This window comes from Bradyrhizobium genomosp. III (assembly GCF_000261705.1).
Classification (GTDB): domain Bacteria; phylum Pseudomonadota; class Alphaproteobacteria; order Rhizobiales; family Xanthobacteraceae; genus Bradyrhizobium; species Bradyrhizobium ottawaense.
Map to the genome: position 1 here is coordinate 23,040 of NZ_AJQF01000086.1, position 15,571 is coordinate 38,610.

At 62.5% G+C, this 15,571-nt stretch carries 13 protein-coding genes; 8 read left to right on the forward strand and 5 right to left on the reverse strand.

The genetic code is table 11. The features are described 5' to 3' along the window. Positions 1-117: 117 nt before the first annotated feature. Together IC66_RS0108490 and IC66_RS0108495 are read right to left on the reverse strand one after the other, a co-directional pair. On the reverse strand, positions 118-1,140 hold the full coding sequence (locus IC66_RS0108490; RefSeq protein WP_028140808.1) for an LLM class flavin-dependent oxidoreductase: 1,023 nt from the start codon (positions 1,138-1,140) through the stop codon (positions 118-120). 159 nt (positions 1,141-1,299) lie between these two features. Next, positions 1,300-1,764 carry a hypothetical protein gene (locus IC66_RS0108495; RefSeq protein WP_028140807.1) on the reverse strand — a complete coding sequence of 155 codons (465 nt, stop codon included), beginning with the start codon at positions 1,762-1,764 and terminating at the stop codon, positions 1,300-1,302. A gap of 227 nt (positions 1,765-1,991) precedes the next feature. Here IC66_RS0108495 and IC66_RS0108500 point away from each other — a divergent pair, with 227 nt between their 5' ends. The 7 genes from IC66_RS0108500 to IC66_RS0108530 all read left to right on the forward strand — a co-directional run bounded on the left by IC66_RS0108500 (position 1,992) and on the right by IC66_RS0108530 (position 11,638). Beyond that, positions 1,992-2,411 (forward strand): CopG family transcriptional regulator, encoded by a 420-nt coding sequence (locus tag IC66_RS0108500; RefSeq protein WP_038947367.1) that lies wholly within the window; start codon positions 1,992-1,994, stop codon positions 2,409-2,411. A gap of 3 nt (positions 2,412-2,414) precedes the next feature. Beyond that, positions 2,415-3,605 (forward strand): extracellular catalytic domain type 1 short-chain-length polyhydroxyalkanoate depolymerase, encoded by a 1,191-nt coding sequence (locus IC66_RS0108505; RefSeq protein ID WP_038947368.1) that lies wholly within the window; start codon positions 2,415-2,417, stop codon positions 3,603-3,605. Positions 3,606-4,291: 686 nt separating this feature from the next. Further along, complete coding sequence (locus IC66_RS0108510) at positions 4,292-4,804, forward strand: phasin family protein (protein WP_028140804.1); 513 nt, start codon at positions 4,292-4,294, stop codon at positions 4,802-4,804. Positions 4,805-4,969: 165 nt separating this feature from the next. Next, the gene (locus tag IC66_RS0108515; RefSeq protein WP_038947369.1) at positions 4,970-5,929 is read left to right on the forward strand and encodes an alpha/beta fold hydrolase; all 960 of its coding nucleotides are present in this window, start codon (positions 4,970-4,972) and stop codon (positions 5,927-5,929) included. A 293-nt stretch (positions 5,930-6,222) separates the two neighbouring features. Further along, positions 6,223-9,570 carry an adenylate/guanylate cyclase domain-containing protein gene (locus tag IC66_RS0108520; protein ID WP_038947370.1) on the forward strand — a complete coding sequence of 1,116 codons (3,348 nt, stop codon included), beginning with the start codon at positions 6,223-6,225 and terminating at the stop codon, positions 9,568-9,570. A gap of 315 nt (positions 9,571-9,885) precedes the next feature. After that, the gene (locus tag IC66_RS0108525) at positions 9,886-10,776 is read left to right on the forward strand and encodes an ABC transporter substrate-binding protein (protein ID WP_244429097.1); all 891 of its coding nucleotides are present in this window, start codon (positions 9,886-9,888) and stop codon (positions 10,774-10,776) included. 301 nt (positions 10,777-11,077) lie between these two features. Next, positions 11,078-11,638 (forward strand): group I truncated hemoglobin, encoded by a 561-nt coding sequence (locus tag IC66_RS0108530; protein ID WP_038947372.1) that lies wholly within the window; start codon positions 11,078-11,080, stop codon positions 11,636-11,638. A gap of 34 nt (positions 11,639-11,672) precedes the next feature. On the opposite strand, the gene IC66_RS0108535 is transcribed toward IC66_RS0108530, so the two are convergent. After that, positions 11,673-12,356, reverse strand: a complete 684-nt coding sequence (locus IC66_RS0108535) for a class I SAM-dependent methyltransferase (protein ID WP_028140799.1) — start codon at positions 12,354-12,356, stop codon at positions 11,673-11,675. Between the two features lie 26 nt (positions 12,357-12,382). Further along, entirely contained in the window at positions 12,383-12,841 is a 459-nt protein-coding gene (locus IC66_RS0108540; RefSeq protein ID WP_038947373.1) for an Rrf2 family transcriptional regulator, read from the reverse strand. 363 nt (positions 12,842-13,204) lie between these two features. Here IC66_RS0108540 and IC66_RS0108550 point away from each other — a divergent pair, with 363 nt between their 5' ends. After that, positions 13,205-13,498, forward strand: a complete 294-nt coding sequence (locus tag IC66_RS0108550; protein WP_038947374.1) for a hypothetical protein — start codon at positions 13,205-13,207, stop codon at positions 13,496-13,498. A gap of 17 nt (positions 13,499-13,515) precedes the next feature. Here the strand turns inward: IC66_RS0108550 and IC66_RS0108555 are convergent, their stop codons facing one another. Next, on the reverse strand, positions 13,516-15,537 hold the full coding sequence (locus tag IC66_RS0108555) for a YgiQ family radical SAM protein (protein WP_038947375.1): 2,022 nt from the start codon (positions 15,535-15,537) through the stop codon (positions 13,516-13,518). Positions 15,538-15,571 lie beyond the last annotated feature (34 nt).

Consider the following 15,571-nt stretch of genomic DNA (forward strand, 5'->3'; position numbering starts at 1 on the left):
CATCTGGAAAAGAGCTGCCCGAAACGAGCTCGTGCCCAAGTCACGAGGCGCCAGCTTGACGCGCTCTGATCGGCCCGGCTCTTGTGAATCGTCCTGATGGTTAGACTGCCGCCCGACTCACCGCCACCCCAGCGCCGGTGCGACATGTTTCAGGATCGCCTCGATCGCATGCGCGCAGTAATCGACCCCTAACTGGTTCGGGATCGTCAACAGCAGCGTGTCTGCCTCCGCGATCGCCTCGTCCTGGCGCAGCTGCTCGATCAGCGCATCGGGCTCGGCAGCATAACTCCGGCCGAAGATCGCCCGGGTCTGCGGGTCGATGAAGCCGATCTGGTCCTCGCCTTCGCCGCCCCGGCCGAAATAGGCACGATCGCGATCGTCCATCAGCGCAAAGATGCTGCGGCTGACGGAGACGCGGGGCTCACGGGTGTGGCCGGCCTCCTTCCACGCCGCGCGATAGGCGCGAATCTGCGCGGCCTGCTGCACGTGAAAGGCTTCGCCGGTCTCGTCGTTCTTCAGCGTCGAGCTCTGCAGATTCATGCCGAGCTTCGCCGCCCACACCGCGGTGGCGTTGGAGCCGGCGCCCCACCAGATCCGCTCGCGCAGGCCTTGCGCATGCGGCTCGATGCGCAAGAGTCCCGGCGGGTTGGGAAACATCGGCTGCGGATTTGGCTCGGCAAAGCCTTCACCACGGAGCAGGTCGAGAAAGACTTCCGCGTGGCGCCGGCCCATGTCGGCATCGCTCTGGCCGTCAGCGGGCCGATAGCCGAAGTAGCGCCAGCCGTCGATCGCCTGCTCGGGCGAGCCGCGGCTGATGCCGAGCTGCAGCCGGCCGCCGGCGATGAGATCGGCGCTGCCTGCGTCCTCCACCATGTAGAGCGGGTTCTCATAGCGCATGTCGATCACGGCCGTGCCGATCTCGATCCTGCTCGTCCTGGCGCCGACCGCCGCGAGCAGCGGAAAGGGCGAGGCGAGCTGGCGCGCGAAATGATGCACCCGGAAATAGGCGCCGTCCGCGCCCAGTTGCTCGGCCGCGACCGCAAGCTCGATCGATTGCAGCAGCGTGTCTGCGGCCGAGCGGGTCTGCGATTGCGACGAGGGGGTCCAGTGTCCGAAGGAGAGAAAGCCGATTTTCTTCATGAGGGCTAGGTATGCATGACCGGAAGAATTTGCGAGACGTTGGCCCGAGGGAAAAATGGCGGCGAGGCGTGTGGCCGTAAGTGCTGGGAGGAAGCAGGCCCGGGTTCGCACCACGACGTCAGGTCGTTCGACTTTGATCTGTCGTGCCCGGAAGCGGCCTCAGATTTCGCAACCGGTCAAATTCAATGCCTTGAGTAGGCCACCGAACGCCTTCAGTCGACAGGGCTCGGTCTCGCTGGCGGCCTTTGCACGCTGAGCATTGGCAGCTCGCTTGGCAACAATTGCCTTTGGCTTCGGCTTGGGACGTTCGGCGGTCGCGATCGTCTTCGCATCGCGCCGATGACGGACGATCGGTTTCGGCGCGGTCGAATCGACTTGGATGTCTTGCGGAGCAACGGGGTTCTCGACCGGAGCAATTTGTGTCGGCATCGCGCTGCTCACAGCGGCAACCTCGAGGCGATCGGCCTTCGGCAACGTGTCAGGTGACGCAGAGACGGTTGCGCTCTGCTCGGCAAGGGGCGGGGCGATCGCGACGGCGCGACGCGGTGGAGCGCTCAGCTCCATTGCGGACAGCACCCCTGCACTCAACAGGATGAGGAGGCCCAACAACGCCATTTTCAGCATAAAGCGCCTCTAACCCGGGGTTAGTGCCGCTGAAAATTCTCCGCTGCAATAAGGCAACTTGTCGGCGATTGCCGACCTACGGCGAATCATTTGCCGACAGGGTTAACGGCGATGCTTCTGCAGACCATCGTCGTAAGCGGTCCTTCGCCACGCCCTTGAAAGGCGCCCGGGAGCATCTATATAACATCCATAGACCATCCAGGGGGATGGTAATAATGGATGTACCCATGGCCGATAATGTGCGCGAGCTGCGACCCAAGGCCCCCGACACCGAGAAAATCACGATCAACCTTGGCTATGTCGACCTCGGTCATGTCGATCTCATGGTGCAGGAAGGGTTCTATTCGAACCGGACCGATTTTATCCGGACAGCAATCCGGAACCAGCTCGAGCGCCACGTAGAGGTCGTCAGACGATCCACGGCCCGGAAAAACCTGGACCTCGGGCTGCGCAACTACACTCGCGAGGATCTCGAAGCGGCGCGGCGCGCCGGCGAAATGCTGCAGATCAATGTTTTGGGCTTAGCCACCATCGCCCAGGACGTCACTCCCGAGTTGGCTCGCGCCACAATCGCGTCGGTCTCGGTGCTGGGGGCCCTTCACGCCACTCCCGCGGTCAAGGCCGCTCTCGCCGACAGAACGAGGTGAACGATGCTGAATCCAGTCATAATCCGCGAAGCAACCCGCCTCACGCGTGCCGGCCAACTGGTCGAGGCCACCGCGCTCCTGCAGCGCATGCTCCACGGCGGTAGCGCTCCAAAACCAGAGCATCGCAACGCCGCTCAGGCTCGGCTCCCGGGGCTCGATCCGCTTACCATCGACGCTACGGCCGACGTCGTCGAGGAGCGGGAAGCTCCGCAGATCTCGCCGGCCCGCTCTGATCAGCGACGCAGGCGCTCCTCACCGCTCGACGGCATGCGGGATTTTTCCGGGCTCGGCCTGCGAAGTCCGATCGCACGCGCTCCTCTGTCCCCGTCGGACATGGTGCCCGAGGGCACACGGTTTATCGCCGGTACCTTCAGTAACGCCGCGGGAAGCCGGACCTACAAGCTGTTCATCCCAAGCCGCTGTGAGGGACGACGGCTTCCGCTGATCGTCATGCTTCATGGATGCACCCAGTCGCCCGACGATTTCGCGGCCGGCACCCGGATGAACTTCCTGGCGGAAGAGCAGAATTGCTTCGTGGTCTATCCTGAGCAACCGAACGGAGCCAACCCATCGAAGTGCTGGAACTGGTTTCGCACGGGCGACCAGCGCCGCGGCGGGGGCGAGCCCTCGATGATCGCCGGCATTACCCGCCAGATCATGCGCGACCATGCGATCGATCCGAAGCGCGTATATGTCGCGGGTCTGTCGGCCGGCGGGGCCGCCGCCGCCATCATGGGCGCAACGTATAGCGACCTGTACGCGGCGGTCGGTATTCATTCAGGCCTCGCGTGCGGAGCCGCGAGCGATCTTCCTTCCGCGTTCGTCGCCATGCGGCAGGGAGGCGGCTCCAAGGCAATTGCGGACGGCAAAACTTCTGTGCCGACCATCGTTTTCCATGGCGATCGCGACACCACGGTGCATCCAAAGAATGGCGATCAGATAATCGAGCAGTCGACCAGGGCAACGAGGCCGACGACGAAGGTACTTCGCGGACGCGTACCCCACGGCCATGCCTATACTCGCACCGTCCTGATCGACGGGGCCGGTCGGGCGATCTCCGAACACTGGAACATCGATGGCGCTGGACACGCGTGGTCAGGCGGCAGTCCCGCCGGGACCTACACTGATCCGCAAGGGCCGGATGCGACGAGGGAAATGCTGCGCTTCTTCCTCGAGCATTCGCTCGGTGGGTAATCTGGCTTCACCGCCCGATCCGAAGCTACCGGCACCGACAACGTCCTCCGGACGATAGGGCTGCTGCAACATCAGGGGGTACCGGGCGGGGCGCGACGGGCGAGAAATCGGTCTCAAAGATCACCGGAGTTTGGGATCATCCTCCCGGCAACGTTCGGCGATCTGCCATCCGTCAATGCCCCGTTTAGCTTGAGGTCCGTGATGAGACGTCGGCGACTCGCCGCGCGCACCATGCCCTGGCCGTCAGTCACACGGATGACGTCGTGCCCTTCCTCTCGCCTTCACCACGAACTGCTAGTGACCAGAGCATTCAAATTGCTCCAGCGATGCGGTCTATCAAGGGCCGATGCTGACCTCCGAAGGTTCGCTTCGAGGAAGTCTCGCGATCAAGGCATGACTGCTTGCGTAGTTGCCGCAACTTAAAGCGGTCTTTGGAGAGCACAACGAGCGAAGAGCTAATTGTTCTCAGGCCAACGCCCGTCGAGCATAGGTCTGGAAGATCGCCAGCTAGACGTTTGTTGGTTGGAGTTGCTACCTGAAATCATCGTCCAGTCGCAGAACGTGCGATTGATCTCAGTTCATGCGGGTCTCCAACAATGCGCGGGTTTGGAACGCCACATCACGAAGCCTGTTGTCCGTTCAGAAATGACCGTTGTGGTCGCACCCTCATGTTCTTGGAGCGCCAGATGAGCAAACGCAAACCGGCACCAGCGTCAAAGCGCGCCCGCAATCCGAAAATGGCCGCGCGGGCCCAACGGAACAAGCAGGCCATTGTTAGAAGCCCGAAAGAGGAATTTCTTCGCTCTGCTGCGGCAGCCTCGATTGAACCGCCTCCTAAGCTTCATGATGATCCTGGACACGAGGTTCCTATCATTGAGCCTCGGGTGGATGCCTTGCCAGGTGACCTCAGTCAGAGAATGATCGACAGCGATCCAATGAAAGGCTTCGCTTTAGCCACGGCAAACATGCAGGCGTACCAAGCAAAGCTTCTTGAGATAGCCCAGGCCAACGTGCAGTTCACTTTTGATTTCGGCCTGAGACTTGCGACGATCGGGTCACCAACTGAATTTTTCGCCGTCATTACCGAGTTTACAAGCAGACGGGCCGAGATGTTCGGGCAGCATTCGAAAGAATTGGTGGCATATCCGTTCTGGCGCATCAAGCCGGCCCCAGAGCTCACGGCTCTGCCGGGACGATAACTGCACGCCGTACCCGCTGCGGCAAAGGATGGACGCAAACGCGAATCACGCATGCGCCGATCACGGTTGCTTGCTTTCGGCTGGGGAGCGCGGCTCACAACAACCCAGAGCGGGCTCGGTGCCGCCGATCCGAGGGACCCGCGATCAGGAATGTAGGTTGACACGATGTCCACAACAGAAGCCGTTCTGCTGATCGTTTTGGCGGGACTTGTCGTTCTGATCCTCGGCAACATCGCGTTTCAGGTGACAGCGGAGCGAAAGAATCCGCCTATCGGCGTCTTTACCGATTGCGACGGAGTGCGCCTTCACTATATCGAACGGGGCGATGCCGCTGCGCCTTGCGTGGTCCTGTTTCACGGGAACGGCACCATGATTCAGGATCTCGTCCTGAGCGGTTTGGTCGACCGCCTGGCCCACGACCATCGCGTCGTTTGCTTCGATCGGCCAGGGTTTGGCTACAGCGACCGTCCGCGCACGCGCATCTGGACGCCTACGACGCAAGCTTCCTTGTTCGCGAAGGCTCTTGATCAGCTTGGAGTGCGCAATCCCGTGGTGCTCGGCCACTCCTGGGGAACGCTGGTGGCAATCGCGCTGGCGCTGCGAAGCGGTTATGCCGTGAGTGGGCTCGTGCTTGTGTCCGGCTACTATTTTCCAACCTCACGGATGGACTTTTGGCTCATGTCAGGTCCGGCACTGCCGCTGCTCGGGGATCTGATGCGCTACACGATCTCGCCGATCATATCGTGGGCTATTGCGCCGAAGCTGATGCGCACGCTGTTCGCGCCGCGTGCCATTCCGCCGAAATTCAAGAATGAATTTCCGATCTCGTTGGCTCTCCGGCCCAAGCAGTTGAGGGCGGCCGCCGAGGAGAGCGCGTTCCTTATTCCTGCTGCCGCGCAATTGCAGCTTCAGTATCAGGGCATCCGGTGTCCCGTTAGGATCCTGCACGGAAAGGGTGACCGGCTCATCGAGGCCGACCAGTCGCGCCGCCTGCACGAGGCGTTGCCCCGCTCCTTGCTACATCTGGTCGAGGATGCCGGTCACATGGTTACCTATGCAGATTCGCCGGGAATAGCGGATGCCGTGGCTGCGCTGGCGCTCGCCGCACCGCTGAGGACCGCATAGGGTTTCCTTTTGCGATGCGGGCGTCCGGAAGTGGCCAGTGGCTGACTTCAGCCCAGCGCGCGGGGGTCCGCTTCCCGAGTCAGACTGGACCGATGGGCCATGGTGGTCCGATGGTAGCTTTGACCCTGAAAGCGAAGTGACGCCGCTGGGCGCTGAGGTCAGTTCATGTTGGCACAGCGGACGGGATTTGCTCGGCCAGAGTTCTTCGCAGTTTGACCCAAACCGGTCATTTCCCTAGACAGGCTGCCTCGCCGGGGGAATGATGGAGCTCTAGGCGAACTGGGGCCGCCGTCATGGACCTGGGAGGTTGGCTACGGAGGCTTGGCCTCGAACAATATGAGGCGGCATTCCGCGAGAATGAGATCGACGATACGGTCCTGCCGAACCTGACGGCGGAGGACTTGAAGGACCTTGGTGTCGGAATTGTCGGGCATCGCCGCAAGCTGCTCGACGCCATCGCCGCCTTGCGTGCTGAAGCGGGCGCACGGGCGCCCCTATCCGACGCTTCTTCGGCAACCTGTAAAACCACTAAGGACACCGCCGAGCGCCGCCAAGTCACCGTGATGTTCTCGGACCTAGTCGGTTCGACGTCGCTCTCCGCACGTATGGACCCAGAGGACCTGCGCGAGATCATTTCGGCGTATCAAACGTGCATCGCCGATACGGTACGCCGCTTCGGGGGCTTCGTTGCGAAGTATATGGGCGACGGCGTGCTGATCTATTTCGGCTACCCGCAGGCTCACGAGGACGACGCTGAGCGAGCCGTTCGCGCAGGATTGGAAGCGATTGGCGCGGTTGGTGCGCTCGAGTTTTCAGTTCCGCTGCAAACCCGCATCGGTATCGCGACGGGCCTGGTCGTCGTCGGCGACTTGATCGGCACGGGATCGGCACAGGAGCAGGCGATCGTCGGCGAGACCCCAAATCTTGCTGCACGGCTTCAGAGCGTCGCCAAAGCGAACGCGGTGGTCATAGCTGAGAGCACGCGGAGACTGCTAGGGAACCTGTTCGATTTGGCGGACCTCGGATTGCACGATCTCAAGGGCATCGATGCGCCGACGCGAGCCTGGGCAGTGCTACAAGTGAGTTCGGTGGAAAGCCGTTTCGAGGCGTTCCACGGAAGTGGGCTGACCGAGCTAGTCGGACGGCAAGAAGAACTCGATTTGCTGCTACGGCGATGGCGGCGGGCGGCGAGCGGTGAAGGTCAGGTCGTACTGCTTGCTGGTGAGCCAGGTATCGGCAAGTCGCGATTGATAGCGGCGCTTCAGGAGCGCCTTCAAATCGAGCTGCACACCAGCCTTAGGTACTTTTGCTCACCGCAGCGCGTCGACAGTGCGTTCTATCCGATCGTTACACAGCTGGAGCGCGCTGCCGGATTTTTGCGCGAACATACGCCGGAGGAGCAGCTTGACAAATTGGCGGCGCTGTTAGCGCCGGCCTCACCTCCGCAAGAGGATCAGGCCTTGCTGGCTGAGCTGCTATCGATCCCGTTCAAAGGCCGTTTTCTGCCTTTCCAGTTAACGCCTAGGGGCAAAAAGGAAAAGACTTTCGAGGCGCTACTTCGGCAGCTCCATGGTCTAGCGCTGCAACGACCGGTGTTGATGCTCTTTGAGGACGTGCACTGGATCGATCCCAGCTCGCGCGAACTGCTCGACCTTGTAGTCGAGCGGGTCCAGCATCTACCGGTGTTGCTGGTTATTACATTCCGTCCCGAGTTCGAGCGCATCTGGGCCGGGCAGGCGCACGTCACAATGCTGTCCCTCAGCCGGCTCGACCGGCGCGAGGGCGCTGCGTTGGTTCAGCAGCTCATCGGCGAAGGGACCCTAACGAGTGATGTCGTTTCGGAGATTGTCGCGCGCACGGATGGGGTGCCGCTATTTCTCGAGGAGCTGACGAAGGCGGTGCTGGAGGCAGATGACCGCGGCGCCAAAACCGCACTCTCGCGTGTTTCAGCGACGGCGCTTGCAATTCCGGCCACTCTGCACGCCTCGCTGATGGCGCGCCTTGATCGGCTCGGATCACCCGTGAAAGAGGTGGCGCAGGTGAGTGCTGCCATCGGTCGAGAGTTCTCCTACGAACTATTACAGGCCGTAGCGCAGCGGAACTCAGCTGAACTGGATAAAGCGCTACATCAGCTGGTATCTGCCGAATTGATTTTCCGGCGCGGAATGCCACCAGACGCGGAATACAGCTTTAAGCACGCCTTAGTGCAGGATGCGGCCTATAGCACATTGCTGCGCGGAGCCCGTCACAAGCTGCATGCACGGATTGGCAAAGCGCTCGAACAGCTCTTTCCTGAGCTTGGCAGCATCGAACCCGAGCTGCTGGCGCACCATTTCACGGAGGCCGGAGAGGCAGAGATCGCGATTTCATATTGGTTGAAGGCCGGGCGGCGTGCGGCGGGGCGCTCCGCCGACGAGGAGGCCGTGCGTCATCTCAGACGGGGCCTGGAGATGTTAATGATGCTGCCGCATTCGACACAGAAGGATCAGCAGGAACTCGAATTCCAGCTCGCCTTGGGCACGCCCTTGGCGGCTCAGCATGGCTATGGCAACCCACTCGTGGGGGCTGCACGCGATCGCGCGATCGCCTTGTGTGAAAAGTTGGGCGACACGGAGCACCTGTTGCCGAGCCTCTACGGGCAGTATGCCTATTGCATAGCGAGCGGCAGGATCCCGAAGGCACTTGAGTATTCGCAGCGCTGCCAATCGCTGGCCGCGCACACCGGTGACCGCGCGGCGCGACTGATCGCGCACCGCGCCATGGGCGCGTCGCTGCTTGAAATGGGCGAGTTCGAGGCCGCGAAAGCACAGCTGGAACAGATCCTTGCAATCGACAGGATCGAAATGGACCAAGCTCTTTCGGTGCTTTACCTCGCGGATCCGCACTCGTCAGGCCTTGCCTATCTGGCACTGAGCCTATGGGCCTTGGGATACCCCGACCAGGCAGTCGCAGCACGCCAGAAGGCAATTAAACATGCCCTTGACGCAAACCACGCGAATACCAGCGGTATCGTTGGCATCTATGCTGGCGCACAGTTGTCCGTGTTGCTCGGCAAGATGGCCGACGTCAAGAACTACGTTGAAAACCTGAACGCACAACTTGGATCGCGCGTGCCGCTCTGGGCCATTAGTTGCGGTCAAATACTGAGCGGTTGGGCAATCGGGTGTGCAGAGCGGCTGGAAGACGGCATTGCTCTAATGAAACACGGAATACATGCCGCCGAACAACAGGTTCGGTTTCATTCTCCGCACTACCATTCACTCCTTGCGGTCCTGCAAGCACGCGCAGGAGATATGCAGGGTAGCCTGAGCGCGATCAGAAAAGCCACCGAGCTGATAGCCGACACAGGCGAATATCTCTGGCAGGCCGACGTGCTCAGAATTGAAGGCGAACTCCGATTGCTTTTCGGAGCATCCATGGAAGCGGAAGCAATCCTTGTTCAAGCTCTCGAACTCGCCCGCAAGCAGCGGGGAAGATCGTTCGAGCTGCGCGTCGCTATGAGCATGGCGCGGCTCTGGCGCGATCGAGGCAAGCGAAACGAGGCTCGCGAACTGCTCGCGCCGATCTACGACTGGTTCACCGAAGGCTTCGATACCCGCGATTTGAAGGAAGCGAAGGCCCTGCTCGAGGAACTCACGTGAAAGGCGAAGACCTGCGACTTCCGGTGATGGCCCATCGGCGAAGTTGCGCCTCGGCGGTCGGTAGTCCGCTCGTTGAGCCAGAGCGGACCAGATTTGCTCAACCTGAGTTCTTCGCGTTTTGACCCTAAGCGGACCTGCGCCCATACCGCCTAATCGATCCCCTGCAAGTGCAACAACCATCGAGACGTGATACTCTGCGTCCCGTCGTCCTCAATCTGCGATGAGGATTGAATGAAGCGGCGAGAGTTCCTGGCGGGCACTGGGGCGCTGCTCGTTCAGCCGGGACATTTGCACGCGCAAGGGAAGCCTCGGCGGATGGGTTTCCTTGGCCTCTGGGCGGATGATCCGACTCGCGACCCCATTCACGCCGCATGGCTCAGCGGGTTGCGGGAGAAGGGTTGGATCGAGGGCAAGAACCTGCTTGTAGAATATCGTTACGCCCCGGATCGTTTGCCAGCTTTAGCCGCCGAGCTGGTCGGCTTAACTCCCGATGTGCTCGTCGCCCCTGGGCCGCTGGCAGTGCAAGTCCTGAAATCAGTAACCTCCACCATTCCGATTGTTTTCGTGGCTGTCGCCGATCCCCTGGGGCTGGGCCTCGTGCAAAGCCTTGCGCGACCAGGCGGCAACATCACGGGTGTTGCGACCATGGTTCCCGATGACTTCGGCGCGAAACGCCTCGAAATCCTCCGCGAGCTCGTCCCCAGTGCCTCGAAAATTGCTATCTTGATCAACCCGAACAACCCGATGCACAGACTTAACTTCGGAGAATTTTTGGCTCGCACCGCCCAGAGGCTCGGTGTCACTTTGCTGACAGTTGAGGCTACGGCGCCCGACGAACTTGACGTTGGATTTGCGTCGGCCGCCGCCCAACATGCCGACGCCGTGCTGGATATGGGTGACAGTCTGACCTTTTTCCAAGCTCCCCGAGTGGTCGCGCTCGCCGCGAAGTATCATCTGCCGACAAGCTACTTGTTCCGACGATGCGCCGACCTCGGGGGGTTGATCGTCTACGGCCCCGACTTTGTCGATCTGTACCGCCGTGCAACCGGATATGTCGATAAAATCCTCAGAGGCGCCAAGCCCGCCGATCTGCCGGTAGAACAGCCGACAAAATTCGCGCTGGTGATCAACTTGAAGACGGCAAAGGCGCTCGGCCTCACCGTGCCGCCCTCGTTGCGCGTTCGCGCCGACCACGTCATCGAATAGAGATGCCGTTCGCTGCGGTGCATGAGTCTGCTCCTGGCCCTTTTCGTCCGCGTTCGACGCTTGGCTCGACGTCAGCTCTCAGGGGCATGGCGGACTAGATTTGCTCATACCAAGTTCTTCGCAGTTTGGTGCGCATGGGTCTGCGTCTAGCTCAAAATTTCCGGGAACCATTTCCGTTCCGACCCATCCAACGGGAGCGCCGCAATCACCGGCAGCGCCTCCGGACGGCAACGCGCGCACGGCGGCAGTTGCGCGGGATGTTGGCTGCAATGCCTCAGGAAACCGATGTAAGGAGGTACCCATGGCAAGGCCTCGTTCGACTTCCATCAGCAGACGAAGTGTGGTCGCAGGACTGGCGCTGACAGCCGCCCCCGTCGCTTTGGCTGGAGCCAATCAAGCGCGTGCGCAGGCCCAGCAAACCACTCCGGATCAAAGCCTGTATGAACGACTTGGCGGCGTCTTCGCCATTGCAGCGGTCGTGGATCACTTCAGCGACGCTGTCGTAAAGAACGCCGTCGTCGGTCAGAAGTCAAAAAATCCGCAGTTGAGGGAATGGCACACCAAAAATCTGAAACGCTTGCCTGGTCTCAAGTTCATGCGAACACTTTGGGTCTGTGACGTTTCGGGTGGGCCGTTCCAGTTCAAGGCCACCAGGCCGGGGACGACGCCCCTTGGCCTTGAGGAGGCGCACCGGGCCTTGCGGATCTCCCCGGCGGAATTCGACGAGGTCGCTGCTGAACTCGGGCGGACACTTGACTTCGCCAAGGTCCCGAAGCGCGAGAAGACCGAAGTGCTGGCTGCGTTCGCCAGCCACAAAGATGAGGTCACCGCCGGTTACGTATCGAGAGCCAAGCGCGGTTGAAGCATCCCGTGGTGCCGAACGACGAATTGCGACCTCACGCGTAGGCCACCCAGCCGCGGAAGGCGAAGCCGGTGTAGAACAGCGTGGGATCGGTGAAGCCGGCCTCGAGCAGGATCACCTCATCCTGTGCGGGTGCGAGAATCTCCAGATGGTTGGTGACGGCGTTCCGCGCGGCTGCCGCCTGCTCGGGCTCGACGCCGGACGCAGCCAGGAACGCGGAGTAGCGCGACAGCCACAGCGGGCGCTCCTGCTCGCCGTCGGGCGCGCTCAGATGCGCGACCACGAACGGTGCGCGCGGCTTGAGCCGGCGGCGGACCTCCGAGGCGATGCGGCGCCGCTCGGCGACATCGACGAAGTGCAGGGTCAGCAGGCAGGTGGCACCGTCGAACGGTCCCTCCGGCGCATCGTCGACATAGCCTTGATGAAGGCGTGCACGTGGTGCCAGCGATCCCAGGGTTTGCCCGGCCAGCGCCAGCATCGCCGCGGACGGATCGACGCCGTCGAAGCGCCAACCGGGATGCGCTTGCGCAAACGCTTTGAGCTCCAGGCCGCCACCCGCGCCGAGGACGAGCACCTGCCCATCGCTGGGGACGCTTTCGGCGAGCAGAATCGCCGTCATGGACTGCATGGCGTCATAGCCCGGCACGAAGCGCCGCGGCCCCTCGGTGTATCTCGCCACGAATTGCGGATCAGAGAATGCGGCTTGAATGTCGGTCATGATGTTGTCCCCGTGAATGGAGCCGTTCAGGCGCGATGCGCGCTGATGTCGTGGATCTTTCGAGACCCGATCCGCTTGCGCAGGTCCTCGCCCAGCATCGCCAGCGTCACCTCGCCGAGCCGCGCCAGCAGCAGCGCCTCGGCATCGTCAAAGGCCTGATCGAGCGCGGCATTGACGGCCTGCTCGACCAGGCAGCCGGGCGCCTCGGTCCGGTTGCCCATCGCCAGAAGCGGAGGATTGCCGAGCGCGGCGTAGACGTCGCGCAGCGTCACCTTCGACAGGTCGCAGGCGATGGTCCAGCCGCCGCCATGCCCCTTCTCGGAGCGCACGTAACCGATCTCCCGCAGGCCCGCCATGATGCGGCGGATCACCACCGGGTTGGTGTCCATGGCCTTGGCCAGGGTCTCGGACGTGAACGGCCCAGGCTGCTGCGCCATGTGCAGCAGCACGTGCAGCACGCCGGAGAGTCGGGAATCTCGTTTCATGTAACTTTATATGTTACGTGATGACGAAAAGGTCAAGCGACTCTGCTGACGCCGACGCACGTAGCTCCCCGATGATCCCGCCATGCCCCTGTTTTGCCCGACGGAGCAACCTGTCCTTGCTCCGCACATCGAGCGTTTGCACGTCTCCTAAGCCATTGATCCCGCTCATGCCGTCTACTGTGCATGGGGTTGTTTTCGACATTTTTGCTCTGGCAGTCCCAAACAACCGAGGTCGCCATGCCGATTTGTCACGGTGACGCCCCTGCGCGCGAGGAGCACCATCTGGCCCGGGCGACCGTAGGATTTTTCGTCCCGTCCCTCGCGCGGCGCCGTTTTTCATCAGTCCATTTTTGGAGGCGCATCATGCACGTCTATAATGTGGTCAGGTTCAAGGTGAAGCCGGGTGAGGAAGCCGCCTTCCTCGACGCGCACCGGAACGGCAAGGCGAAATGGCCGGGGCTGGAGCACGGCGTTATCCTCAAGACCGGCGAGCAGACCTTCTGCCTCATCGGCACATGGGCCAGTCAGGACGCGCTGGCCGGGGCGCGATCGGCGATGATCAAGACGCTCGACAGTTTCAGGTCGGTGCTCGAAGACCAGGGCAACGGACGCGGTGTGACTGATGCCGTGTCAGGGGCAGTGGTGCTCGCGCTGTAGCAGGCAAGCGGCGCCCGCTACTTCATCACCCGCAGGCCCTTGGTCGTGAAGCGCTGCGTCTTCTCGCCCGGCCGGACCGGGCGCCGCGTGCCGGCGGCCTTGCCGGTGCCGGGCGGCTGGTGCGCGGGGACGAGCTGGTGCGGCTGCGAGCCGATCAGGTCGCGGCGGCCCATCTCGATCAAAGCCTCGCGCAGCACCGGCCAATTGTCGGGATCGTGGTAGCGCAGGAACGCCTTGTGCAGGCGGCGCTGGCGCAGGCCCTTGATCGCCTCGACCTTGTCGCTGCCGCCGTGGCGGACGCCGCGCAGCGGGTTGACGCCGGTGTGGTACATCGCGGTCGCGGTCGCCATCGGCGAGGGCAGGAAGGTCTGCACCTGATCGGCGCGATAGCGGTTCTTCTTGAGCCACAGCGCGAGGTTCATCATGTCCTCGTCGGTCGTGCCCGGATGCGCCGCGATGAAATAGGGGATCAGGTAATATTTCTTGCCGGCCCGTTCGGCCGCTTCGTCGAACATCCGCTTGAACTTGTTGTAGGCGCCGATGCCCGGCTTCATCATCTTGTCGAGCGGACCGCGCTCGGTATGCTCGGGGGCGATCTTCAAGTAGCCGCCGACGTGATGGGTGACGAGCTCCTTGATGTATTCCGGGCTCTCGACCGCAAGGTCGTAGCGCACGCCGGATGCGACCATCACCTTCTTGATGCCCTTGGTCTCGCGCACCTTGCGATAGAGCCGGATCAGGTCGTCATGCGAGGTGTTGAGGTTCGGGCAGATCTCGGGGAAGACGCAGGACGGCCGCCGGCACGCCGCTTCGACCTTCGGGTCCTTGCAGGCCATCCGGTACATGTTGGCGGTGGGGCCGCCGATGTCGGAGATCACGCCGGTGAAGCCCGGGGTCTTGTCGCGGATCTTTTCGATCTCGCGCAGGATCGAGCCTTCCGAGCGGTTCTGGATGATGCGGCCTTCGTGCTCGGTGATGGAGCAGAAGGTGCAGCCGCCAAAGCAGCCGCGCATGATCGTCACCGAGAACTTGATCATGTCCCAGGCGGGGATTTTTGCTTCGCCGTAGGACGGATGCGGCGCGCGCGCGTAGGGGAGGTCGTAGACCGCGTCCATCTCTTCGCTGGTCAGCGGGATCGGCGGCGGGTTGAGCCAGAGGTCGCGATCGCCGTGACGCTGCACCAGCGGCCGCGCATTGCCGGGATTGCTCTCCCGGTGCAGCACGCGCGATGCGCGGGCATAGGCTTCCTTGTCCTGTTCGACCTGCTCGAGCGCCGGCAGCCGGATCACGGTCGCACCCTTCTGGCGCGTCGCGCCCTCGTCGGCGGAATCGAGATCGTCGGCGTGCAGCTCGGTGTAGTCCTCGGGCACCTTGCGGAACAGCGCGACGCCCCTGATGTCGTCGAGCGCGCGCGGCGCCTCGCCGGCCGCGAGCCGCTGCGCCACCTCGACCACCGCCCGCTCGGCATTGCCGTACAGCAGGAGATCGGCTTTGGCGTCGGCCAGCACCGAGCGACGCACCTTGTCCGACCAGTAATCGTAATGCGCGATCCGGCGCAGCGAGGCCTCGATGCCGCCGAGCACGATCGGCACGTCCTTGAACGCCTCGCGGCAGCGTTGCGCATAGACGACCGTGCAGCGGTCCGGCCGCTTGCCGCCTTCGCCGCCCGCCGTATAGGCGTCGTCGCTGCGCAGGCGGCGGTCCGCGGTGTAGCGGTTCACCATGGAATCCATGTTGCCGCCGGTGACGCCGAAGAACACTTTTGGCTTGCCTAATGCCCTGAACGGCTCGGCCGAATGCCAGTCGGGCTGCGAGATGATGCCGACCCGGAAGCCTTGCGCCTCCAGCAGCCGGCCGATGATGGCCATGCCGAAGCTCGGATGGTCGACATAGGCGTCCCCGGTCACCAGCACGATGTCGCAGGCGTCCCAGCCGAGCGCATCCATCTCGGCGCGGCTCATCGGGAGGAACGGTGCAGGCTTGCGCGGCTGCGCCCGGGCCATCAGCGGCTTTACGGCGGTGATCATCTGGGTGTCCATGGCGCCTACGCATAGGACTCCACGCTCCTGAATA

Excerpts from the sequence above, each read along its gene's own strand:
- IC66_RS0108515 (WP_038947369.1), top strand. The coding sequence starts at position 4,970 with ATGTCCACAACAGAAGCCGTTCTGCTGATCGTTTTGGCGGGACTTGTC.
- IC66_RS0108520 (WP_038947370.1), top strand. The coding sequence starts at position 6,223 with ATGGACCTGGGAGGTTGGCTACGGAGGCTTGGCCTCGAACAATATGAG.
- IC66_RS0108510 (WP_028140804.1), top strand. The coding sequence starts at position 4,292 with ATGAGCAAACGCAAACCGGCACCAGCGTCAAAGCGCGCCCGCAATCCG.
- IC66_RS0108525 (WP_244429097.1), top strand. The coding sequence starts at position 9,886 with ATGGGTTTCCTTGGCCTCTGGGCGGATGATCCGACTCGCGACCCCATT.
- IC66_RS0108535 (WP_028140799.1), bottom strand. The coding sequence starts at position 12,356 with ATGACCGACATTCAAGCCGCATTCTCTGATCCGCAATTCGTGGCGAGA.
- IC66_RS0108495 (WP_028140807.1), bottom strand. The coding sequence starts at position 1,764 with ATGCTGAAAATGGCGTTGTTGGGCCTCCTCATCCTGTTGAGTGCAGGG.
- IC66_RS0108530 (WP_038947372.1), top strand. The coding sequence starts at position 11,078 with ATGGCAAGGCCTCGTTCGACTTCCATCAGCAGACGAAGTGTGGTCGCA.
- IC66_RS0108505 (WP_038947368.1), top strand. The coding sequence starts at position 2,415 with ATGCTGAATCCAGTCATAATCCGCGAAGCAACCCGCCTCACGCGTGCC.
- IC66_RS0108500 (WP_038947367.1), top strand. The coding sequence starts at position 1,992 with ATGGCCGATAATGTGCGCGAGCTGCGACCCAAGGCCCCCGACACCGAG.
- IC66_RS0108555 (WP_038947375.1), bottom strand. The coding sequence starts at position 15,537 with ATGGACACCCAGATGATCACCGCCGTAAAGCCGCTGATGGCCCGGGCG.
- IC66_RS0108490 (WP_028140808.1), bottom strand. The coding sequence starts at position 1,140 with ATGAAGAAAATCGGCTTTCTCTCCTTCGGACACTGGACCCCCTCGTCG.
- IC66_RS0108540 (WP_038947373.1), bottom strand. The coding sequence starts at position 12,841 with ATGAAACGAGATTCCCGACTCTCCGGCGTGCTGCACGTGCTGCTGCAC.
- IC66_RS0108550 (WP_038947374.1), top strand. The coding sequence starts at position 13,205 with ATGCACGTCTATAATGTGGTCAGGTTCAAGGTGAAGCCGGGTGAGGAA.